Genomic DNA, 23,112 nt, shown 5'->3' on the forward strand with positions numbered 1-23,112 from the left:
CATGGCCTTATTACAAATTAGCGAGCCGGGTCTGAGTGCCGCACCACACCAGCGTCGTCTGGCGGTAGGGATTGACTTAGGCACGACCAATTCGCTGGTGGCGACCGTGCGCAGTGGTCAGGCGGAAACGCTGGCCGATAGCCAAGGCCGCCACTTGCTGCCTTCCGTCGTCCATTACCAGGCTCAGGGCCACTCCGTGGGTTATGACGCGCGCAGTAATGCCGCCAAAGATCCGGCGAATACCATTAGCTCGGTAAAACGCATGATGGGCCGCTCGCTGGCGGATATTCAGGCGCGCTACCCGCATCTGCCGTACCAATTCCAGGAAAGCGAAAATGGCCTGCCGATGCTGGTGACCCATGCCGGGGTACTGAACCCGATTCGCGTTTCTGCCGATATTCTCAAAGCACTGGCGGCGCGGGCGACCGAATCGCTGGCCGGTGAACTGGACGGGGTGGTTATCACCGTTCCGGCTTATTTCGATGACGCACAGCGTCAGGGAACCAAAGACGCCGCGCGTCTGGCGGGGCTGCATGTTCTGCGCCTGCTCAATGAACCGACCGCAGCGGCAATTGCCTACGGCCTGGATTCCGGTCAGGAAGGCGTGATTGCCGTTTATGACCTCGGCGGCGGCACGTTTGATATCTCTATTCTGCGTTTAAGCCGTGGCGTGTTTGAAGTGATGGCGACCGGCGGGGATTCCGCGCTCGGCGGCGACGACTTTGACCACCTGCTGGCTGACCATATTCGCGAGCTGGCGGGGATTGCCGATCGTAGCGACAACCGTGTACAGCGCGAGCTGCTGGATGCCGCCATTGCCGCCAAAATCGCCTTGAGCGATGCCGATTCGGTCACCGTTAACGTCGCGGGCTGGCAGGGTGAAATCAGCCGTGAACAGTTCAATACGCTGATTGAATCGCTGGTTAAACGCACGCTGCTGGCGTGCCGTCGGGCATTAAAAGATGCCGGCGTTGATGCCAGCGAAGTGCTGGAAGTCGTGATGGTTGGCGGTTCTACGCGTGTGCCGCTGGTACGCGAGCGGGTAGGTGAATTTTTCGGTCGTACACCGCTGACCTCCATCGACCCGGATAAAGTCGTCGCGATTGGCGCGGCGATTCAGGCCGACATTCTGGTGGGCAACAAGCCGGACAGCGAAATGCTGTTGCTGGACGTTATCCCACTGTCGCTCGGCCTTGAAACAATGGGCGGCCTGGTGGAGAAAGTGATCCCGCGTAATACCACCATTCCGGTGGCGCGCGCGCAGGAGTTCACCACTTTTAAAGATGGCCAAACCGCCATGTCTATTCACGTGATGCAGGGCGAGCGCGAACTGGTGCAGGATTGCCGCTCGCTGGCGCGCTTTGCGTTACGTGGTATCCCGGCATTACCGGCAGGTGGAGCGCACATTCGCGTCACCTTCCAGGTGGATGCCGACGGGCTGTTAAGCGTGACCGCGATGGAGAAATCCACCGGCGTTGAATCGTCAATCCAGGTTAAACCGTCCTACGGGCTGACCGATGGTGAAATCGCCACCATGATTCAGGATTCAATGAGCTATGCCGAGCAGGATGTTAAAGCCCGTATGCTCGCAGAACAAAAAGTGGAAGCCGCACGTGTGCTGGAGAGTTTGACCAGCGCGCTGGCTGCGGATGCCGCGCTGCTCAGCGCCGCAGAGCGCCAGGAAATTGACGAAGCCGCCGAGCAATTGCGCGCGGTAGCCGAAGGCAATGACACCGACGCCATAGAACAAGCCATTAAAAACGTTGACAAACAAACCCAGGAATTCGCCGCACGTCGTATGGATCAATCGGTCCGTACTGCGCTGAAAGGCCAATCCGTGGACGAGGTTTAATATGCCAAAGATTGTTATTTTGCCTCATCAGGACTTATGTCCAGATGGCGCAGTTCTGGAAGCGAATAGCGGTGAAACCATTCTCGACGTTGCGCTGCGCAACGGCATCGAGATTGAACACGCTTGTGAAAAATCCTGTGCATGCACCACCTGCCATTGCATCGTGCGCGAAGGTTTTGACTCACTGCCGGAAAGCACCGAAGACGAAGACGACATGCTGGATAAAGCATGGGGTCTGGAGCCGGATAGCCGTCTGAGCTGTCAGGCGCGCGTAAGCGATGAAGACTTAGTGGTCGAAATTCCGCGTTACACAATTAACCACGCGCGCGAGCATTAACAGGAGGTAGTATGGGACTTAAGTGGACCGACAGCCGAGAAATCGGTGAGGCGCTGTACGATGCCTTCCCGGATACCGATCCGAAGACCGTACGCTTTACCGACCTGCACCAATGGATTTGCGACCTCGAAGATTTTGATGATGACCCTCAGGCATCAAATGAAAAAATCCTTGAGGCAATTCTGCTAGTCTGGTTGGATGAAGCAGAGTAAGTCACATAATGGGCTGCCTTCGGGCGGCCCGTTTGCTAATAAGGATAAATACAATGACAGATGCTATGAACATTACGCTTACGACACAGCCAGCCGATGCGCGTTGGGGTGAAAAAGCGACTTACAGTATTAATGATAACGGAATTTCCCTGCACCTGACTGGCAACGACAGCCTGGGCCTGATTCAACGCGCCGCGCGCAAAATTGACGGCATGGGCATTAAGCACGTCGCGCTGACCGGTGAAGGCTGGGACGTTGACCGCGCGTGGGCATTCTGGGCTGGTTACAAAGGGCCGAAAGGCACTCGCAAAGTAGAGTGGCCGGAGCTGGATGACGCGCAGCGTCAGGAGCTGGATAACCGCCTGACCATTATCGACTGGGTGCGCGACACCATCAACGCTCCGGCGGAAGACGTCGGCCCATCGCAGTTGGCGCAACGCGCGGTGGATTTGCTGTGCAGCGTCGCCTGTGACCAGGTTTCTTACCGCATTACCAAAGGTGAAGACCTGCGTGAACAGAACTACATGGGGATCCACACCGTAGGCCGTGGCTCCGAGCGCCCGCCGGTGCTGCTGGCGCTGGATTACAACCCAACCGGCGATAAAGAAGCGCCGGTTTACGCCTGCCTGGTGGGCAAAGGCATCACCTTTGACTCCGGCGGCTACAGCCTGAAACAAAGCGCCTTTATGGATTCGATGAAATCCGACATGGGCGGTGCGGCAATGGTGACTGGCGCACTGGCGTTCGCTATCACTCGCGGCCTCAACAAACGCGTCAAACTGTACCTGTGCTGCGCCGACAACATGGTGAGCGGTAACGCCTTCAAACTGGGTGATATCATTCATTATCGCAATGGTAAAAACGTTGAAGTGATGAACACCGATGCGGAAGGGCGCCTGGTGCTGGCTGATGGCCTGATTGATGCGTCTGCGCAGAAACCGGAGCTGATTATCGATGCGGCGACGCTGACTGGCGCGGCGAAAACGGCGCTGGGTAACGATTACCACGCGCTGTTCAGTTTTGACGATGGCCTGGTAAACCGCATGATGGCGAGTGCAGCAGCAGAAAATGAGCCGTTCTGGCGTCTGCCGCTGGCGGAATTCCACCGCCACCAACTGCCGTCGAACTTTGCGGAACTGAACAACACCGCCAATGCGACTTACCCGGCTGGCGCGAGCACGGCGGCGGGCTTCCTGTCTCACTTCGTTGAAAACTACCGTCAGGGCTGGTTGCACATCGACTGCTCCGCAACCTACCGTAAAGGCGCGGTAGAACAGTGGGCAGCAGGGGCGACGGGTCTGGGTGTGCGCACCATTGCCAATCTGTTGACCGCTGAGTAAGTTTTCCCCCTCACGCTCATCCCTGTAGGGAGTGTGAGGGGAATACACCTATCTGGAATCTCTATGTCCGAAAGCAAAAACGAATTAGAAACCCTGCTGGAACAAGCGGCGACCGAACCGGCTCACCGCCCGGCATTTTTCCGCACGTTGCTGGAATCAACCGTCTGGGTTCCCGGAAGCGCAGCGGAAGGTGAGCAGATTGTTGAAGACAGTGCACTGGATTTGCAGCACTGGGAAAAAGACGACGGCACGACGGTTATCCCCTTTTTCACCTCGCTGGAAGCCTTACAGCAAGCGGTGGAAGATGAGCAAGCGTTTGTGGTTATGCCGGTGCGTACGCTGTTTGAAATGACGCTGGGCGAGACGCTGTTCCTCAACGCCAAACTGCCGACCGGCAAAGAGTTCACCCCGCGTGAAATCAGCCATTTGATTGGCGAAGAAGGCAGCCCGCTGAGCACTCAAGAAGTGCTGGAAGGCGGCGAATCGCTGATTTTGTCCGAGGTTGCCCAACCGCCAGCGCAAATGATTGATTCTCTTACCACGCTGTTTAAAACCCTCAAACCGGTAAAACGTGCGTTTATCTGCTCTATCAAAGAGAGCGCGGATGGTGAAGCAAACCTGCTGATTGGGATTGAAGCCGACGGTGACATTGAAGAGATTATTCACGCCGCAGGTAGCGTGGCGACAGATACGTTTCCAGGCGATGAACCGATTGATATTTGCCGCGTGGTGAAAGGTGAGCAGGGCATCAGCCATTATATCACCGAGCATATCACCCCGTTCTACGAACGCCGCTGGGGCGGTTTCCTGCGCGACTTCAAAAACAACCGCATTATCTAAGTTGGCGTAGCGTGTAGGCCGGATAAGGCATTCATGCCGCCAACCGGCAATGTTGCAGCGTTCTGCCTGATGGCGCTGCGCTTATCAGGCCTACGGTTTCGCAATATCTGTAGGCCGGATAAGGCATTCATGCCGCCATCCGGCAATGTTACAGCGCACTGCCTGATGGCGCTGCGCTTATCTGGCCTACGGTTTCGCAATATCTGTAGGCCGGATAAGGCGTTTACGCCGCCATCCGGCAATGTTGCAACGCTCTGCCTGATGGCGCTGCGCTTATCTGGCCTACGGTTTCGCAATATCTGTAGGCTGGATAAGGCATTCATGCCGCCATCCGGCAATGTTACAGCGCACTGCCTGATGGCGCTGCGCTTATCAGGCCTACGATTTCGCAATATCTGTAGGCCGGATAAGGCGTTCACGCCGCCATCCGGCAAAAGCCCCGTAACTGCGCCCGACAAGCGTGAGTCGTATCTACCCCGTCGCTTCCAGCAGCAGTAAATCCATTAACAGCACCAAATTCGACTCAAACGATGTCACGCCTGCGGCTTCGGCGGCGAAGTGCACCGCTTCGTCATATAGCGCAAAATGCAGGTCGGCGAGTTCGGCCAGCGGGTTGGCTGATGCACGGGTAAAGGCGACCACCGTCATACCCACATTACGGGCGATGCGCGCTTTATCGAGCACCTGCTCGGTTTCACCGCTGCGCGACACGGCAATAAAAACCTGATAACGCGAGGCGTTGCTGAGGAAAATATTCCGGCTGTCGCCAGGCCCGGAGATAAACGCCGTTTTGCCTAATACCTGCAATTTCTTGGTGAAATATTCAGCAAATAGATAAGAAAACCCCGCGCCATAGAGGAAAAAACGCTCCTGTTCACGCAGCAGGTGCGTAAAGCGTTGGCGTTTTTGGGCTGTTGCCCACTGGAAAGTTTGCTGATAGTTGGCGATAAAGCGGTTAAACAACGCCGGAAGATCGCCGGACTCGCCCGGCTGAGCGGCGATATGCGGTGTTTCGGCCAGCAGGGTTTTGCAGTGCCAGATAAACTCGCTGTAGCCGCTAAACCCCAGTTTCTGGCACAGCCGCATAATCGTAGCGGTGGAAACGAACGTCGCCTGCGCCAACTGACGCACGGTGATATTGCCTACCAGTAACGGATGCTCCGTTAAATGGGCCAATACCCGATATTCGGCGCGGGTCAGTGACTCCCCGCGCGACAGGAGCGGGGCCAGGCGATTATCCATTATTGCGCAGGCTCAATGGGTAAGTCGGCGCGCGCGCCCCATTCACTCCAGGAACCGTCGTATAGCGTCACGTCGCGAGCGTCCAGGGTTGCCAGCGCCAGCGCTACCACGGCGGCCGTCACCCCAGAACCACAGCTAACGATAATGGGCTTGTGCAAATCGACACCCTGACGGGCAAAAATAGCCTCCAGCTCGTTGGTGGTTTTCAGCTCTCCGTTAATCACGAGATCGCCCCACGGCACGTTGAGCGCACCGGGAATATGCCCACGACGCAGGCCAGGACGCGGCTCGTCAACCAGCGCGTTAAAGCGCGGAGCAGGGCGGGCATCAACGATTTGCGCGGTGCTTTCGTGGCTGGCCAGCAGGACATCGGTCAGCCGTTTAACCGCTTCCGGCGTGAAGGTGACGTCAAACTCGCCGTCGGCAATATCGACGTCGCCTTGTTCCAGCAGCCGTTCATCGCGCAGCCAGCCCGCCATACCGCCTGCCATAATCGACACTTTTTCGACGCCGAAGATTCGCAGCATCCACCATGCGCGCGGCGCGGAGAACAGGTTACCGTCGTCGTAAATGACCAAATGTTTATCGCGATTGACGCCCAACTCGCGCATCGCAACCGCAAAGGCTTCCGGGCGCGGCAGCATGTGAGGCAAAGGCGAGGTGTGATCAGAGAGGGCTTCGATATCAAAAAAAACCGCCCCCGGCAGGTGCCCGGCGCGGTATTCAGTATTCAGACAGCGATGTTGTTGATCCGGTGTTGCCATGCGGGCGTCGATAATTTGAATTGCCGGGTCATCAATATGCTCAGCCACCCAGTCGGCGGCAACAAAAAAAGATGTGGTCATAAAATCCCCTCCATTGACGAATCTTAAAGGGATTGTCGGTGTTTTTGCTCACACCGACAAGCGACCGTCGATTTATTAGCGCGTTGCTTCACCCTTTTGCCATTTGCGTTGCAAATGTGGCCAGTAATCCTGATTGGCGGCAATCATCTCATCCAGGATCGCTTTGGCGTGTTCCATCGTCGGCACGGTGCGGTTAAGCGTAAAGGCCTGAAGCGCTTTTTCATAGCTACCTTCAAGCGTCGCTTCTACCAGCAACTGCTCTGATGCCAACTGCTGCAACAGCAACGTTTGGTGGAACAGCGGTACGTTGCCCATGCGCACTGGCTCAGGCCCATTGGCGGTGATATAGGCCGGGACTTCAACCATCGCGTCATCGGGCAGATTGGCGATAGCGCCCTGGTTTTCAACAATCACCAGGTGTCGCTGGCGCAGGTCAAAGGCCAGTGAACAGGCGACATCGACAATAAATGCCCCATGTACGCCAACGTGGAAGGCGTCCGGTAATACGCCAGTGCGCTGGTACTCCACGGCGGCAGCGAACAGTTTTTTCTCGCGCCCGTCCATCACTTCATTGGCGCGGGTATAGTCGGGGTTCTGGTGCGCGACAATCTGGTTGGGCATCAGGTAATACTGTAAATATGGGTTGGGCAGATACTCAGGGAAGCAGTCCATCATCGGCTTGATATTGCGCCAGGTTTTCACCCATGATGGGTCGGCGTGCTGTGGGTCGGTTTGCGCGGCGTCTTCCGTCAGCAGGCCGAATTTTGCCACGTGGCGGCGCAGCTCCGGCATCTTGTCTTCGCCATCGACGCGCACTTGGGTAAACCAGCCAAAGTGGTTGAGGCCAAAATAATCGACGTCTAGCTTATGGCGATCGACGCCGAGAATGGCGCCTATATTGCGCATGGCGGCGACCGGCATATCACAAATATTCAGCACGCGTGCCTGTGGGCGCAGGCGGCGGATGCCCTCGGCGACGATGGCGGCGGGGTTGGAATAGTTAACAATCCAGGCTTTCGGGTCGGCATAGCGCTCGACCATATCGATAAGTTCTACCATCGGCAGGATAGTGCGCAATCCGTAAGCCAGCCCGCCAGGCCCGCAGGTTTCCTGCCCGACCACGCCATGACGCAGAGGGATTTTTTCATCCTGCTCGCGCATTTTGTACTGGCCAACGCGCATTTGGGCAAAAACAAAATGCGCGCCGCTGAAGGCCGTTTCCGCGCAAGTGGTCACGGTGAATTTGATGCTCTGGCTATGGTCGCGAATGACCTTTTCCACCACTGGCGCGAAGGTATTTTGCCGCGCTTCATCAATATCGTAGAGGCGGATTTCCGCCAGCGGGAAATCGCTCAGGCGCACCATCAGGCTTTTCACGATACCCGGCGTATAGGTGCTGCCACCGCCAGCAATAGACAGAATGAATGGGGATTTCAACATGTTATAGCCTCCTTCAGAGAACCATCTCAACGGCTTCTCTCATCTTTTTGACATGCAGCCCGTAGACCACCTGAACGTTATTACCCTGCTTAATAATGCCTTTGGCACCGGTCGCTTTGAGCTGTGGCTCGTTAATGCGCGCAACGTCTTTCACCGTGACCCGCAGACGGGTGTAGCAGTTATCCACCACTTCAATGTTTTCGCGACCGCCCAGCCCCTCAATAATGCTGGAGCCGAGGCCATCATTGTTGCCCTTCGCCTGATACTCCTGCTTGCTGTAGAGCCTGGTTTGCTGGTCGTCGTCCTCGCGCCCCGGCGTTTTCATATCGAAACGCAGGATCAAGAAACGGAAGATGACAAAGTAGAGGGCGAACATAATAAGTCCCACCACGATGTACATCGGCCAGTTGGATTTGCTGGTTCCTAGCGGCAGGTTGTAGAGAATGAAATCGATAATGCCGTTTGCGCCAATCGCGTGGACGCCGAACAGCGAGAACAGCATCATGCCGATGCCGGTAAGCGCCGCGTGAACCACGAACAGCAACGGGGCGACGAACAGGAAGGAGAACTCAATCGGTTCGGTTACGCCGACCAGCATGGATGTCAACGCAGCGGGGATCAAAATGGCTTTTGCGGCAGCCTTGCGCTCCGGTTTTGCCGTCACGTACATCGCCAGTGCGGCGGCGGGCAGGCCGAACATTTTGCTGATACCGCGCGCGTCCCACACCACTGTGCTGCTCAACTGTTTCACGTCGGGGCAGGCCATCTCGGCGAAATAAATATTACGCGCGCCCTGATACAACGAGCCGCAAACGTCTTGTGAACCGCCCAGTTCGGTGTACAGAAACGGCGTATACACCAGATGATGCAGGCCGGTGGGCACTAAAATGCGCTCCAGAAAGCCATAAATCGCCACACCAAATGAACCCGAGCCTTTAATCGCCAGCGCCAGTGCGCTGATACCATGCTGCGCTAATGGCCAGATTTCGCTCATCACCACGCCCAGCAGAATGGCAACCGGCAGAATAATAATGGTGACAAAACAGTGCCCTGAGTAAATCGCCATCGCCCCGGAGAACTGCACGCCGGAGTAGCGGTTATACAAAAAGCCCGTCAGTGCGCCGGTGAGGATACCGGCGAACACGCCCATTTCCAGTACTTGCACGCCCAACACCATGCTTTGCCCGGCGGTACGCATTTGGTCTGCTGGCGCGAGTTCGCCCTGCATCTGAAGGGTGACATTCATGGCATTGATAAAAACGATAAACGTCACCAGCCCCAACAGCGCGGCGTAGCCTTTATCACGAGCGGCAAGGCCAATCGGAATACCGACGGCGAAGATCATCGCCAGGTTAACCAGCAGTGAAACCGCTGATTTGGCAATCAACTGCCCCAAATGCTGCACGGCGGGGTAGCCCAGAAACGGCAGATATTCGGCCAGGCTGCCATTGCCCAGCACGTTACCAAAGGCGATAAACAGGCCCACAATCGGCAGAATCAGTACCGGGCCATAGAGGGATTTACCAAAATTTTGTAGGGCATTGACGGCTCTTTTCATATTGTTCTCCGAGTATTGAACCGCATACGTAAGGTGAAACGACCCGCAAACGGTAGCAGCAGTTTGCGGCGTTAATCTAGCTATCTTGTTGTTTTAAAAACAAAGTACGCACAACGTTACATGTGACGTTGCGTGTTGTGATCGCAGTAACACTCAAGCCCGAAAGCCTTTGGGGGGGATTTGAGAAATAGTTAGCTATTGGCGCTCTGCGTCATCGGGCATAATACTGTGGTGATAACATAGACAGACTCTATGAGTCAGAGGTTACAGGATGAAACCCTTTCGTTTCCCTACGCTGGCGCTTGCGTTGGCAATGACGTTTACGCTCGCCGGATGTGATAACAACGGCGACTCCCCATCGCTTTCTGCATCCGCGTCAAAAGCGGCGGCAACGCCCGCAAAACCCGATGCCGCCCAGCTAGCGAAGATGGCGGCCCAAAGCGAAGGCAAAACGCTCACGCTGCTGGACGCTTCTGAAGTGCAACTCGATGGTGCTGCCACGCTGGTACTGACCTTCTCGATTGCGCTCAATCCTGACCAGGACTTCAGCAAAACCGTTCATGTGGTGGATAAAAAGAGCGGCAAAGTGGACGGCGCCTGGGAGCTGTCGCCCAACCTGAAAGAACTACGCCTACGCCATCTCGAACCGAAACGTGATTTGATTGTGACGGTGGATAGCGCTCTGGCGGCACTGAATAAAACCACCTTTGGCAGCAGCGTGGAAAAAACGCTGACCACCCGCGACATCGCCTCAAGCGTTGGCTTTGCCAGCCGTGGCTCTCTATTACCTGGAAAAGTGGTGGAAGGGCTGCCGGTGATGGCGCTCAACGTGCCAAATGTTGATGTTAATTTCTTCCGTGTGAAACCGGAATCGCTGGCGGCGTTTGTTAGCCAATGGGAATACCGCAGCGCGCTCAGCAACTGGGAGTCGGATCAACTGCTGAAAATGGCCGATCTGGTCTACAGCGGGCGCTTTGACCTCAACCCTGCGCGCAACACGCGAGAAAAACTGCTGCTGCCGCTGAAAGACATTGCGCCGTTGCAGCAATCCGGTGTTTATATCGCGGTGATGAACCCCGCAGGGCAATACAACTACAGTAATGCGGCAACGCTGTTCACCTTGAGCGATATCGGGGTGTCGTTGCACCGCTACCACAACCAACTGGATGTCTTTACCCAAAGCCTGGAAAACGGCGCGGCTCAGTCGAAGGTTGAGCTTACGTTGCTGAACGAGAAAGGCCAGACGCTGGCGCAGGCAACCAGCGATACACACGGCCACGCGACGCTGCAAACCGACAAAGACGCCGCGCTATTACTGGCGCGAAAAGAGGGGCAAACCACCTTACTTGACCTCAAACTCCCGGCGTTGGATTTAGCCGAGTTTGATGTGAAGGGCGACGGGGAGCCAGGCTATCGCAAACAGTTGTTTATGTTTGGCCCGCGTGACCTCTATCGCCCTGGCGAGACGGTGATTCTGAACGCGCTGCTGCGCGACAGCGACGGGAAACCGCTGGCGGAACAGCCGATTAAACTCGACGTTGTGAAACCCGACGGTCAGGTGATTCGCAGTGTGGTAAGCCAGCCGGTGAACGGCTTGTATCAATTGACTTACCCGCTGGATGGCGGTGCGGCAACCGGCATGTGGCATATTCGCGCCAATACCGGTGACAACCAACAGCACGAGTGGGATTTCCACGTTGAAGATTTTATGCCAGAGCGAATGGCGCTAAATATAACGTCGCAGACCGCGCCGCTGGCTGCTGATGCTGACGTTAAGTTCAGCGTGGCGGGTTACTACCTTTACGGCGCACCGGCAAACGGCAATAGCCTGCAAGGCAAACTGTTCCTGCGCCCGTTGCGTGATGCCGTAGCGGCGTTGCCTGGCTTTGAATTTGGCGACATCGCGCAAGAAAACACCTCTCGTAGCCTTGATGACACCAGCCTGACGCTGGATGAACAAGGGCGTGGCCAAGTGGTGACCGCCAGCCAATGGCAAGAAACGCACTCGCCGCTACAGGTGATTTTGCAAGCCAGCCTGCTGGAGTCGGGTGGCCGTCCGGTGACGCGCCGCGCAACGCAGGCCATTTGGCCCGCTGATGCGCTGCCAGGGATTCGCCCGCAGTTTGCCAGCAAAGCGGTGTATGACTACCGCACCAGCAGTACGGTGAATCAGCCGATTGTCGATGAAAACAGCCAGGCCGCGTTCGATATTGTCTACAGCAATGCTGAAGGTGAGAAAAAAGCCGTTTCTGACCTTGAGGTGCGCTTGATTCGCGAACGCCGTGACTACTACTGGAACTGGTCAGAAGGCGAAGGCTGGCAGTCGCGTTTTGATCAAAAAGATTTAGTGGAAGGCGAGCAATCGCTGAGCCTCAAAGCCGATGAAACCGGCAAAGTCAGCTTCCCGGTCGAGTGGGGCGCTTATCGCCTGGAGGTGAAAGCGCCAAACGAAATGGTCAGCAGTGTGCGCTTCTGGGCCGGTTACAGTTGGCAGGACAACAGCGATGGCAGCGGCGCGGCGCGCCCGGACAGAGTCACGCTGAAACTGGACAAACCGAACTATCGTCCAGGCGATACCATCAAATTGCACATTGCTGCCCCTACGGCGGGTAAAGGCTATGCGATGGTTGAGTCCAGCGACGGGCCGCTGTGGTGGCAGGAAATTGACGTCCCTGCGCAGGGGATGGATCTGGCCATTCCGGTCGATAAAAGCTGGAACCGCCACGATCTTTACCTCAGCACGTTGGTGATTCGCCCCGGCGATAAATCACAGTCTGCGACGCCAAAACGGGCGGTGGGCGTGCTGCATTTACCGTTAGGCGATGAACAGCGTCAGTTGAATATCGCCCTCGATAGCCCGCAAAAAATGCGCCCTAACCAGCCGCTGACGGTCAAAGTGAAAGTCAGCCGCAAAGAGGGCGCTGCGCCGAAACAGGTGAACGTCCTGCTTTCTGCGGTTGATAGCGGCGTGTTGAACATTACCGATTACGCGACGCCAAATCCGTGGCTGGCATTCTTCGGCCAGAAACGCTACGGCGCTGATATTTACGATGTTTACGGTCAGGTGATTGAAGGGCAGGGGCGGCTTGCCAGCCTGCGCTTTGGCGGCGATGGCGACGAGCTAAACCGTGGCGGTAAACCGCCGGTTAACCATGTGACTATTATTGCCCAACAGGCGCAGCCAGTGACGCTCGACGATAACGGCGAGGGCACGGTCACGCTGCCTATCGGCGACTTTAACGGCGAGCTGCGGGTAATGGCGCAGGCGTGGACGGCGGAAGATTTTGGCAGCGGTGAGCAGAAAGTGGTGGTTGCCGCACCGGTGGTAGCGGAGCTGAATACGCCGCGCTTCCTCGCGGGAGGTGACAGTGCGCGCCTGACGCTGGATGTCACCAATCTCACCGATGCGCCGCAGACGCTGAATGTGCAGATTGCCGCCAGCGGGCTGGTGCAATTGCAAAATTCGCCGACCACTTCGGTCACGCTGGAACCGGGCGCGCGCCAGACGTTGTTTGTGCCGGTCAGCGCCCGCGATGGCTTTGGCGATGGCGCGATAGACGTCACCGTTTCGGGAATGAATCTGCCGGGCGAAACGCTGGCTGCGCTACAGAAACAGTGGAAAATCGGCGTTCGTCCGGCCTTCCCGGCGCAAACGGTGAATAACGGCGCGGTACTACAGCCGGGTGAAAGCTGGAGCGTTCCGCCAGATCAGAACGCGGCGTTCTCCCCTGCGACACTGCAAGGGCAACTGCTGTTAAGCGGCAAACCGCCGCTGAACCTGGCGCGTTATATTCGTGAACTGAAAGCCTATCCTTACGGCTGTCTGGAGCAAACCGCCAGTGGCCTGTTCCCGCAGTTGTACACCAATGCTGAACAGCTTAAAACGCTGGGTATCGCCGGTGATAGCGACGAAAAACGCCGTGCGGCGGTGGATATCGGTATCTCACGAATCCTGCAAATGCAGAAAGATAACGGCGGTTTTGGCCTGTGGGATAAAGACGGCCCAGAGGAGTATTGGCTAACGGCTTACAGCATGGACTTCCTGGTGCGTGCCGCCGAGCAGGGTTACAGCGTTCCGGCGGATGCGCTCAATAAAGGCAACAACCGGATGCTGCGTTATCTGCAAGAACCTGGGTTGATGAGCGTTCGCTACAGTGATGACTCCGCCGCCAGCCGCTTTGCGATTCAGGCTTATGCAGGTTTGGTACTGGCGCGCCAGCAAAAAGCCCCGCTGGGGGCGTTGCGCGAGCTGCGGGAGCGCCGCGAACAGGTGCGATCTGGCCTGCCGTTGATGCAACTGGGAATCGCGCTCAAAGCGATGGGCGATGCCCCACGCAGCGAACAGGCGCTTAAGTTAGCGTTAGCGACGCCACGTTCAGACCAGACCCGCTGGCTGGCAGATTACGGCAGTCAGCTTCGCGACAACGCCATGATGCTGTTCCTGATGGAAGAGAACAAACTGTTGCCGGATGCGCAAAATACGCTGCTGCAAACGCTCTCCGAGCAAACTTTTAGCGAGCGCTGGCTATCAACGCAGGAAAACAACGCGCTGTTCCTGGCAGCAAAAGGGCTGCTGAGTTTACCGGGCAACTGGCAGGCGCAGACTTCGCTTGAGAGCGCTCTGTTACAGGGCGACAAATCCCTGACGCGTAACCTGGACGGTGAACAGCTTTCGACGCTGAAGGTGACCAACCGTGGCGAACAGCCGCTGTGGCTGCGCCTTGATAGCAACGGCTATCCAGAAAATGCGCCAGCGCCAGCCAGCCACGTTCTTCACATCGAACGTCAATTCCTGGGAACGGACGGGGAGCTAAAATCGTTGTCTTCTTTGCGTAGCGGCGACCTGGTGCTGGTGAAACTGACGGTCAACGCGAGCGAAAATGTGCCGGATGCGCTGGTGGTTGACATGCTGCCTGCCGGGCTGGAGCTGGAAAACCAAAACCTGGCGAACAGCAGTGCCAATTTGCAGGACAACGGCAGCGGCGTGCAGGAATGGCTCAACCAAATGCAGCAGGCGGATATTCAGCACATCGAGTTCCGCGATGATCGCTTTGTGGCGGCGGTAGCGGTGAATGCCAATCAGCCCGTGACGCTGATTTATCTGGCGCGCGCGGTGATGCCTGGCACTTACCACGTGCCGCCATCACAGGTTGAATCAATGTATGTACCGGGCTGGCGCGCCACCGGTGCGGCAGACGATATGCTGATTGTCGTACCGTAAGATGCGCGTCGTGTGGCGAAAACGCCTCTGCTATCTGGCAGGGGCGCTGGGGCTGTGCATCGTCGGTATTTTTCTGGCTGACCAACGCTGGCCGCTGCCGTTGCATGAAGTGACCCCCGCGCGAGTGGTGGTGGCGGAAGATGGCAGCCCGCTGTGGCGTTTTGCCGATGCTGACGGGATCTGGCGTTATCCGGTGACGCTGGAAGAGGTGTCGCCGCGCTATCTTGACGCGTTGATCCAGTATGAAGATCGCTGGTTCTGGGATCATCCCGGCGTGAATCCTTTCTCGGTGATCCGCGCCGCCTGGCAGGATCTCAGCTCTGGGCGAGTGGTTTCGGGGGGCAGCACGCTGACCATGCAGGTTGCGCGGCTGCTTGACCCGCATCCTCGTACCTTCGGTGGCAAATTCCGCCAACTGTGGCGCGCCTTCCAGTTGGAATGGCATCTCTCTAAACGCTATATTCTCACGCTTTATCTCAACCGTGCGCCGTTTGGCGGCACGCTGCAAGGCATTGGCGCAGCGAGCTGGGCCTATCTTGGCAAGCCGCCTGCGCAACTCAGCTACGCCGATGCGGCACTGCTGGCGGTACTGCCGCAAGCGCCCAGCCGCTTGCGTCCGGATCGTTGGCCGCAACGGGCGCAGGCCGCGCGCAATAAAGTGCTCGACCGGATGCTCACTCAACGGGTTTGGCCTGACCGCGTGGTGAAAGAGGCTAAAGAAGAAGCCGTATGGCTGTTCCCACGCCAAATGCCACAGCTTGCACCACTGTTTTCACGCCATATGCTGGCGCGTAGCCGTGACGAAAAAGTTGTCACGACGCTAGACGCGGGGATGCAGCGCCAGTTGGAAGAGCTGGCGTTGAACTGGAAATCACGGATGCCGCCGCGCAGCTCGCTGGCGATGTTAGTTGTCGATAACCGGGACATGAAAGTGCGTGGCTGGGTGGGATCGGTGGATATTGCCGACGACAGCCGCTTTGGTCACGTCGATATGGTGACAGCTATTCGATCGCCGGGATCGGTGCTGAAACCGTTTTTGTACGGTATGGCGCTCGACAGTGCGCTGATTCATCCGGCGTCATTGTTACAAGATGTGCCACGCCGGGTTGGTGATTATCGCCCTGGCAACTTCGACAGCGGCTTTCATGGGCCGGTAAGTATGAGCGATGCGTTAGTGCGCTCGCTCAATTTACCGGCGGTGCAGGTGCTGGACGCCTACGGGCCAAAACAGTTCGCCGCTCGTCTGCGTAATGCGGGGCTGCCGCTGATATTACCTAATGGTGCAGAGCCGAATTTGTCGCTGATTCTCGGCGGCTCAGGGGCGCGTCTGGCGGATATCACCGCCGCCTACAGCGCCTTCGCACGTCAAGGAAAAGTGGGGCAATTGCGGATGCTGGCAAGCGACCCGTTGGTCGAACGCCCGCTATTGTCGCCAGGTTCAGCATGGATTATTCGCCGTATTCTGGCCGGGGAAGCGCAACCGGTTCCCGATGCGTCGATCTCCCAAAACGTGCCGCTGGCGTGGAAAACTGGCACCAGCTATGGCTATCGCGATGCGTGGGCGATTGGCCTTAATGGCCGTTACAGTATCGGGATTTGGACCGGCAGACCAGACGGCACACCGGTGGCAGGGCAGTTTGGTTTTGCCAGCGCGATACCGCTGCTCAACCAGGTGAACAACCTGCTGTTGTCGAGGCCGTCACGCCAGCAAGAACTTCGCGATCCGCGACCGCAATCGGTGAGTGCAGCAGAGATTTGCTGGCCGGGCGGGCAGCCATTAGCCGCCGGAGACAGTAATTGTCGGCGGCGTTTGTCAACGTGGGTGCTGGATAATAGCCTGCCGCCCACGCTGTTATTACCGGAGCAAGAAGGCGTGCAGGGGATTCGTTTCCCTGTGTGGCTGGACGCGCAGGGCAAGCGCGTGGCTGCAGATTGCCCGGATGCGCGGCAGGTGAATATTGATGTTTGGCCGCTACCGCTGGAGCCGTGGCTCCCCGCCGCAGAGCGCCGTGCCGCAAGGTTGCCGCCAATATCATCGGTTTGCCCACCGCGTCAGGCGCAAAACGTGGCTCCATTGCTGCTTTCCGGTGTGCGCGAAGGGGCGATTATCCGGCGTTTACCGGGTGAGCGGAGTGCGAAGGTCGTTATACAGTCTGTTGGTGGCGAGGGGCGACGCTGGTGGTTTCTCAACGGCGAGCCGCAGCGCGTGGCGGGGGATAATCTCAGCCTGGAATTAGACAGCCCTGCGGCCTATCAACTGCTGGTGATGGATGAGGCGGGGCAAATGGCCGTGGTTAATTTCACGTTACAATAAGTGGCCTTTCCCGAGGGGCGCGACGTTTTATCTCGTCGCTTCTAGGGAGTGCGCAGTGCTATCCGGCGGAAAGCGGTGCGTACTGGTGGATATTCAGCGTGTTGCTTAAAAGTGTTTTATTTTAAAAAAATGTTACCTTAATCCATAGGCAACGGCTTAGCACATCATTATAATCCGCGCCAGGTTATACAACTGCGTATACACGACAACCGAATAAATTTAATTATTAGAGGTAATCATGGCTATTGAACGTACTTTTTCCATCATCAAACCTAACGCGGTGGCAAAAAACGTTATTGGCAGCATCTTTGCTCGCTTTGAAGCTGCAGGGTTCAAAATCGTTGGTACCAAAATGCTGCACCTGACCGTTGAACAGGCGCGTGGCTTCTACGCTGAGCACGATGGTCGCCCATTCTTCGACGGCCTGGTGGAGTTTATGACCTCCGGTCCAATCGTGGTATCTGTACTGGAAGGCGAAAACGCCGTTCAGCGTCACCGTGACCTGCTGGGCGCAACCAACCCAGCCAATGCGCTGGCTGGTACTCTGCGCGCTGATTACGCAGACAGCTTCACCGAAAACGGTACTCACGGTTCTGACTCTCTTGAGTCTGCGGCTCGTGAAATCGCCTTCTTCTTCGCTGAAGGCGAAGTGTGCCCACGCACTCGCTAATGGTTTCATCAGTCACAAAATGGTGGATGACGATGTGTATCCCAGGCCGCTAGTTTGATGCTGAAATGATTATTTTCATGAATGCCGCGTGCAGACGTGGCATCCATGCGCCAGAATTTGTACAATGCAGCGCCCCCGGACAAGCAGACCGCTTTCCTGGGGCGCTTCTTTTTATCAACCCTCCAGGGGCCATAACGTGTAACAACGAGGCCGGAATCGAATATGTCTGAACAAATTGTCACGCCTGAGAGCGCCATCCCGGCGGTTCCCAACAAAGATGGAAAAATTAACCTGCTGGATCTTAACCGTCAGCAGATGCGCGAGTTTTTTAAAAACTTAGGCGAAAAACCCTTCCGCGCTGACCAGGTGATGAAGTGGATGTACCACTACTGTAGCGACGACTTTGATGACATGACCGACATCAACAAAGTCCTGCGCAGTAAACTTAAAGAAGTGGCTGAAATTCGCGCCCCGGAAGTGGTGGAAGAGCAGCGTTCCTCTGACGGCACTATCAAATGGGCGATTGCGGTAGGCGATCAGCGCGTTGAAACCGTGTATATCCCGGAAGACGATCGCGCCACCCTGTGCGTTTCTTCACAGGTCGGCTGCGCATTAGAGTGTAAATTCTGCTCTACGGCTCAGCAGGGCTTTAACCGTAACCTGCGGGTATCGGAAATTATCGGCCAGGTTTGGCGCGCGGCGAAAATCGTCGGTGCGGCAAAAATTACCGGCCAACGTCCTATCACCAACGTGGTGATGATGGGGATGGGCGAACCGCTGCTGAACCTGACCAACGTGGTTCCAGCAATGGAAATCATGCTCGACGATTTCGGTTTTGGTCTGTCTAAACGTCGCGTGACGCTGTCCACCTCGGGCGTTGTCCCGGCGCTGGATAAACTGGGCGACATGATTGACGTTGCGCTGGCTATCTCGCTGCACGCGCCAAACGATGAAATTCGTGACGAAATTGTACCTATCAACAAAAAGTACAATATCGAAACGTTCCTGGCGGCAGTACGTCGTTACCTGGAAAAATCCAACGCCAATCAGGGCCGTGTCACTATCGAATACGTGATGTTAGACCACGTTAACGACGGCACGGAACACGCGCATCAGTTGGCAGAACTGCTGAAAGATACGCCGTGCAAAATTAACCTGATCCCGTGGAACCCGTTCCCTGGCGCGCCGTATGGCCGCAGCTCCAATAGCCGCATCGACCGTTTCTCGAAAGTCCTGATGGAATACGGTTTCACCACTATCGTGCGTAAAACCCGTGGCGACGATATTGATGCCGCCTGTGGTCAGTTGGCCGGTGACGTTATCGACCGCACCAAGCGTACAATGCGTAAGCGTATGCAAGGTGAACCTATTGACGTAAAAGCGCTGTAATTTCGCGCAGCGTGCGTCAGAAATGGCGCACGCAAAGTTAAGTGCTTAAGGATTAGGCGAAACGTACTGATCTGGTTAATAATTACGGTGCGTTTCATCAAGTATTGAGGCAGTATGTAGCGTTGCAACAACAGCGTAGCAACGGTCTTTGACGCTGTTTTGAAGTAGGGGATTACCGGACAGCGCGTCTGTTCGATAACAATGATCGGATGTTTCGCGGTGCGGGCACTGTTCCGTATCAGAACCTTAAATTTCACGAATCAGCAGTTGTAGCGAATGAATACTGAAACCAACCACGACCAACAAGAAGCACAAACCACGGGTGTCCGTTTGCGTAATGCCCGTGAACAAATCGGACTCAGCCAACAAGCCGTTGCAGAACGCTTGTGCCTGAAGGTTTCCACCGTTCGTGATATTGAAGAAGATAAGGCTCCTGCTGAACTCGCTTCAACATTCTTGCGTGGTTATATCCGTTCCTATGCGCGTCTCGTCCATATCCCCGAGGAAGAGTTGCTGCCAATGATGGAAAAGCAAGCTCCTATCCGAGCGGCGAAAGTCGCCCCGATGCAGAGCTTCTCTCTGGGCAAACGTCGTAAAAAACGCGACGGTTGGCTGATGAGCTTTACCTGGCTGGTGCTGTTCGTGGTGATTGGCTTAACCGTTGCATGGTGGTGGCAAAACCACAAAGCGCAGCAGGAAGAAATCACCACGATGGCTGACCAATCTTCCGTTGAGCTGAAAGCCAGCGGCAATGATTCGCAGGATATTCCACTGAATACCGACGCAGAAGCGACGTCTACTCTGGCAACGACCGATACGGCGACCGCGACGACGGATACCAGCACCACGGCTCCGGTAGAGACGACGCCGACCACCGCTGCGCCGCAAGAAAACGCACAGAATAACACCGTTGTGTCTCCATCACAGGCTAGCATTGATGCGACCACAACGACCGCTACCCCAGCGCCGCAAACCACAGCACCGGGCACACTGCCAACCGATCCGGCGCAAACTGCCGCGACGGTTGCTGATGCTAACGCGCTGGTCATGAACTTCTCTGCCGACTGCTGGCTGGAAGTGACCGACTCTACCGGTAAAAAATTGTTCAGCGGCTTGCAACGCAAAGGCGGTAATCTGAACTTGACCGGCCAGGCACCTTACAAATTGAAAATTGGTGCGCCAGCCGCAGTGCAGATCGAATATCAGGGTAAACCTGTCGATCTGAGCCGTTTTATCAGAACTAACCAGGTTGCGCGCCTGACGGTGAGTGCTCAACAATCACCGGCACAATAATAGACGCGTAATGCGGGAGATTTTTCATGCACAATCAGGCTCCTATTCAACGTAGAAAATCCACACGCATTTACGTTGGTAACGTGCCGATCGGCGATGGGGCTCCTATCGCCGTACAGTCGATGACTAATACGCGGACGACAGATGTCGAAGCGACGGTTAATCAAATCAAAGCGTTAGAACGAGTAGGGGCGGATATCGTTCGTGTATCCGTACCGACGATGGACGCCGCAGAAGCCTTTAAGCTGATTAAGCAACAGGTGAATGTGCCGCTGGTTGCCGATATCCATTTTGATTACCGTATTGCGCTGAAAGTGGCGGAGTACGGTGTCGATTGCCTGCGTATCAACCCAGGTAATATCGGTAACGAAGAGCGCATTCGCATGGTTGTTGACTGCGCGCGCGACAAAAATATTCCTATCCGCATCGGCGTTAACGCCGGATCGCTGGAAAAAGATCTTCAGGAAAAATACGGCGAACCTACGCCGCAGGCGCTGCTGGAATCCGCCATGCGCCATGTGGATCATCTGGATCGCCTCAACTTCGATCAATTCAAAGTTAGTGTGAAAGCGTCTGACGTTTTCCTCGCCGTTGAATCTTATCGCCTGTTGGCGCGCCAGATTGATCAACCGCTGCACCTCGGTATCACCGAAGCCGGTGGCGCGCGTAGCGGCTCGGTGAAATCGGCTATCGGCCTGGGCCTGCTGCTGTCTGAAGGGATCGGCGACACATTACGCGTTTCGCTGGCGGCGGATCCGGTTGAGGAAATTAAAGTCGGCTTTGATATTCTCAAATCGCTGCGCATCCGCGCCCGTGGCATCAACTTCATCGCCTGCCCAACCTGTTCTCGTCAAGAATTTGACGTTATCGGTACGGTCAATGCGTTGGAGCAGCGCCTGGAAGATATCATCACCCCAATGGATGTTTCGATCATCGGTTGTGTGGTAAATGGGCCGGGTGAAGCACTGGTATCGACGCTGGGCGTCACCGGTGGTAACAAAAAAAGCGGCCTGTATGAAGATGGTGTGCGCAAAGATCGCGTTGATAATGACGATATGATTAGCCAGCTTGAAGCCAGAATCCGTGCAAAAGCGACGATTCTGGATGAAGCGCGCCGTATCGACGTTCAGCAGGTTGAAAAATAACGAGATGGGAAGTTCGACGAGACGTAAAGTATGACGGCTCGGACTTCCCGTGTATGATTGAACCCCGCGGGCGTAACTGACGCCGAGGGTTCATTTTTATATATAAAGAGAATTAACGTGGCAAAAAACATTCAAGCCATTCGCGGCATGAACGATTATCTGCCTGGCGAAACCGCCATCTGGCAGCGCATTGAAGGCACTCTTAAGCAGGTGCTCGGTAGCTACGGTTATAGCGAAATCCGTTTGCCGATTGTAGAGCAGACCCCGTTGTTCAAACGCGCTATCGGTGAAGTGACCGACGTGGTTGAAAAAGAGATGTATACCTTTGAAGACCGCAATGGCGATAGCCTGACGCTGCGTCCTGAAGGTACTGCGGGCTGCGTACGCGCCGGCATCGAGCATGGTCTTCTGTACAATCAGGAGCAGCGTCTGTGGTATATCGGGCCGATGTTCCGCCACGAACGCCCGCAGAAAGGCCGCTACCGCCAGTTCCATCAGTTGGGTTGTGAAGTGTTTGGTCTGCAAGGGCCAGATATCGACGCCGAGCTGATTATGCTGACCGCGCGCTGGTGGCGTGCGCTGGGGATTTCTGAGCATGTTGCGCTGGAGCTGAACTCCATCGGTTCTCTGGAAGCTCGTGCAAACTACCGTGATGCGCTGGTTGCGTTCCTCGAACAGCATAAAGATGTGCTGGATGAAGACTGCAAACGTCGCATGTACAGCAACCCACTGCGCGTGCTGGACTCTAAAAATCCAGACGTTCAGGCTCTGCTGAATGATGCGCCGTCGCTGGGGGATTACCTCGACGACGAGTCCCGCGAACACTTTGCTGGCCTGTGCGCCCAACTGGATGCCGCAGGTATCGCCTACACCGTTAACCAACGCCTGGTTCGCGGCCTGGATTACTACAACCGCACCGTTTTCGAATGGGTAACCACCAGCCTCGGCTCGCAGGGCACAGTGTGTGCCGGTGGCCGTTATGACGGTTTGGTTGAGCAACTTGGCGGTCGCGCAACCCCAGCCGTGGGCTTCGCGATGGGTCTTGAACGCCTTGTTTTATTAGTTCAGGCCGTTAATCCGGAATTTAAAGCCGAACCTGTTGTCGATATATACCTGGTGGCCTCTGGTGCTGATACTCAGTCAGCCGCCATGCGCCTGGCAGAGCAGGTACGTGATGCGTTACCAGAAGTGAAACTGATGACTAACCACGGCGGCGGCAACTTTAAGAAACAGTTTGCACGTGCTGATAAATGGGGCGCTCGCGTAGCCCTTGTTCTGGGTGAGTCGGAAGTCGAACAAGCCACTGTTGTCGTGAAGGATTTGCGCTCTGGCGAGCAGACAACCGTAACGCAGGAAGGCGTTGCTGCGCATTTGCGCACTATTCTGGGTTAATCTCCAGGACATTATTATCAGG

Annotated in this window: 17 protein-coding genes; 13 read left to right on the forward strand and 4 right to left on the reverse strand. The window is 56.1% G+C overall.

All coding sequences use genetic code 11. The annotated features are described in order from the left end of the window. Position 1: 1 nt before the first annotated feature. The 6 genes from hscA to AC6I4B_RS06665 all read left to right on the forward strand — a co-directional run bounded on the left by hscA (position 2) and on the right by AC6I4B_RS06665 (position 5,079). Positions 2-1,852 carry a Fe-S protein assembly chaperone HscA gene (gene hscA, locus AC6I4B_RS06640; RefSeq protein ID WP_497770469.1) on the forward strand — a complete coding sequence of 617 codons (1,851 nt, stop codon included), beginning with the start codon at positions 2-4 and terminating at the stop codon, positions 1,850-1,852. A 1-nt stretch (position 1,853) separates the two neighbouring features. After that, positions 1,854-2,189, forward strand: coding sequence for an ISC system 2Fe-2S type ferredoxin (gene fdx, locus AC6I4B_RS06645; protein ID WP_497770470.1), 336 nt, complete (start codon positions 1,854-1,856; stop codon positions 2,187-2,189). Between the two features lie 11 nt (positions 2,190-2,200). Beyond that, positions 2,201-2,401, forward strand: coding sequence for a Fe-S cluster assembly protein IscX (gene iscX / locus AC6I4B_RS06650; RefSeq protein ID WP_497770472.1), 201 nt, complete (start codon positions 2,201-2,203; stop codon positions 2,399-2,401). A gap of 53 nt (positions 2,402-2,454) precedes the next feature. Beyond that, positions 2,455-3,741 carry an aminopeptidase PepB gene (gene pepB / locus AC6I4B_RS06655; RefSeq protein WP_497770473.1) on the forward strand — a complete coding sequence of 429 codons (1,287 nt, stop codon included), beginning with the start codon at positions 2,455-2,457 and terminating at the stop codon, positions 3,739-3,741. Positions 3,742-3,804: 63 nt separating this feature from the next. After that, positions 3,805-4,581 carry an enhanced serine sensitivity protein SseB gene (sseB, locus tag AC6I4B_RS06660; protein ID WP_497770475.1) on the forward strand — a complete coding sequence of 259 codons (777 nt, stop codon included), beginning with the start codon at positions 3,805-3,807 and terminating at the stop codon, positions 4,579-4,581. Between the two features lie 33 nt (positions 4,582-4,614). Then, complete coding sequence (locus tag AC6I4B_RS06665) at positions 4,615-5,079, forward strand: hypothetical protein (protein WP_497770476.1); 465 nt, start codon at positions 4,615-4,617, stop codon at positions 5,077-5,079. On the opposite strand, the gene AC6I4B_RS06670 is transcribed toward AC6I4B_RS06665, so the two are convergent. The 4 genes from AC6I4B_RS06670 to AC6I4B_RS06685 all read right to left on the reverse strand — a co-directional run bounded on the left by AC6I4B_RS06670 (position 5,053) and on the right by AC6I4B_RS06685 (position 9,666). Next, entirely contained in the window at positions 5,053-5,823 is a 771-nt protein-coding gene (locus AC6I4B_RS06670; protein WP_497770478.1) for a MurR/RpiR family transcriptional regulator, read from the reverse strand. The two genes, AC6I4B_RS06665 and AC6I4B_RS06670, sit on opposite strands and share 27 nt — an antisense overlap. After that, positions 5,823-6,668 (reverse strand): 3-mercaptopyruvate sulfurtransferase, encoded by an 846-nt coding sequence (gene sseA, locus AC6I4B_RS06675; protein ID WP_497770480.1) that lies wholly within the window; start codon positions 6,666-6,668, stop codon positions 5,823-5,825. Before sseA ends, AC6I4B_RS06670 begins: the two co-directional genes overlap by 1 nt. Before the next feature lie 75 nt (positions 6,669-6,743). Next, positions 6,744-8,108, reverse strand: coding sequence for a 6-phospho-alpha-glucosidase (locus AC6I4B_RS06680; protein WP_497770481.1), 1,365 nt, complete (start codon positions 8,106-8,108; stop codon positions 6,744-6,746). A 13-nt stretch (positions 8,109-8,121) separates the two neighbouring features. After that, on the reverse strand, positions 8,122-9,666 hold the full coding sequence (locus tag AC6I4B_RS06685) for a PTS transporter subunit EIIC (RefSeq protein ID WP_497770483.1): 1,545 nt from the start codon (positions 9,664-9,666) through the stop codon (positions 8,122-8,124). A gap of 271 nt (positions 9,667-9,937) precedes the next feature. Between AC6I4B_RS06685 and AC6I4B_RS06690 the strand changes: the two genes are divergently transcribed. From AC6I4B_RS06690 to hisS, 7 genes are all read left to right on the forward strand, one after another. Next, complete coding sequence (locus tag AC6I4B_RS06690) at positions 9,938-14,887, forward strand: alpha-2-macroglobulin family protein (protein ID WP_497770484.1); 4,950 nt, start codon at positions 9,938-9,940, stop codon at positions 14,885-14,887. A gap of 1 nt (position 14,888) precedes the next feature. Continuing rightward, a complete protein-coding gene (gene pbpC / locus AC6I4B_RS06695; RefSeq protein ID WP_497771973.1) occupies positions 14,889-17,201 on the forward strand; it encodes a peptidoglycan glycosyltransferase PbpC in 2,313 nt (770 codons plus the stop codon). Between the two features lie 238 nt (positions 17,202-17,439). Then, on the forward strand, positions 17,440-17,871 hold the full coding sequence (ndk, locus tag AC6I4B_RS06700; RefSeq protein ID WP_497770486.1) for a nucleoside-diphosphate kinase: 432 nt from the start codon (positions 17,440-17,442) through the stop codon (positions 17,869-17,871). 222 nt (positions 17,872-18,093) lie between these two features. Continuing rightward, positions 18,094-19,260 (forward strand): dual-specificity RNA methyltransferase RlmN, encoded by a 1,167-nt coding sequence (gene rlmN / locus AC6I4B_RS06705; protein WP_497770487.1) that lies wholly within the window; start codon positions 18,094-18,096, stop codon positions 19,258-19,260. Positions 19,261-19,536: 276 nt separating this feature from the next. After that, the gene (gene rodZ / locus AC6I4B_RS06710) at positions 19,537-20,553 is read left to right on the forward strand and encodes a cytoskeleton protein RodZ (protein WP_497770489.1); all 1,017 of its coding nucleotides are present in this window, start codon (positions 19,537-19,539) and stop codon (positions 20,551-20,553) included. Between the two features lie 26 nt (positions 20,554-20,579). Then, complete coding sequence (ispG, locus tag AC6I4B_RS06715) at positions 20,580-21,698, forward strand: flavodoxin-dependent (E)-4-hydroxy-3-methylbut-2-enyl-diphosphate synthase (protein ID WP_497770491.1); 1,119 nt, start codon at positions 20,580-20,582, stop codon at positions 21,696-21,698. Positions 21,699-21,815: 117 nt separating this feature from the next. Further along, entirely contained in the window at positions 21,816-23,090 is a 1,275-nt protein-coding gene (gene hisS / locus AC6I4B_RS06720) for a histidine--tRNA ligase (protein WP_497770492.1), read from the forward strand. Positions 23,091-23,112: the final 22 nt, after the last annotated feature.

This window comes from Kluyvera fluvialis, assembly GCF_059725275.1.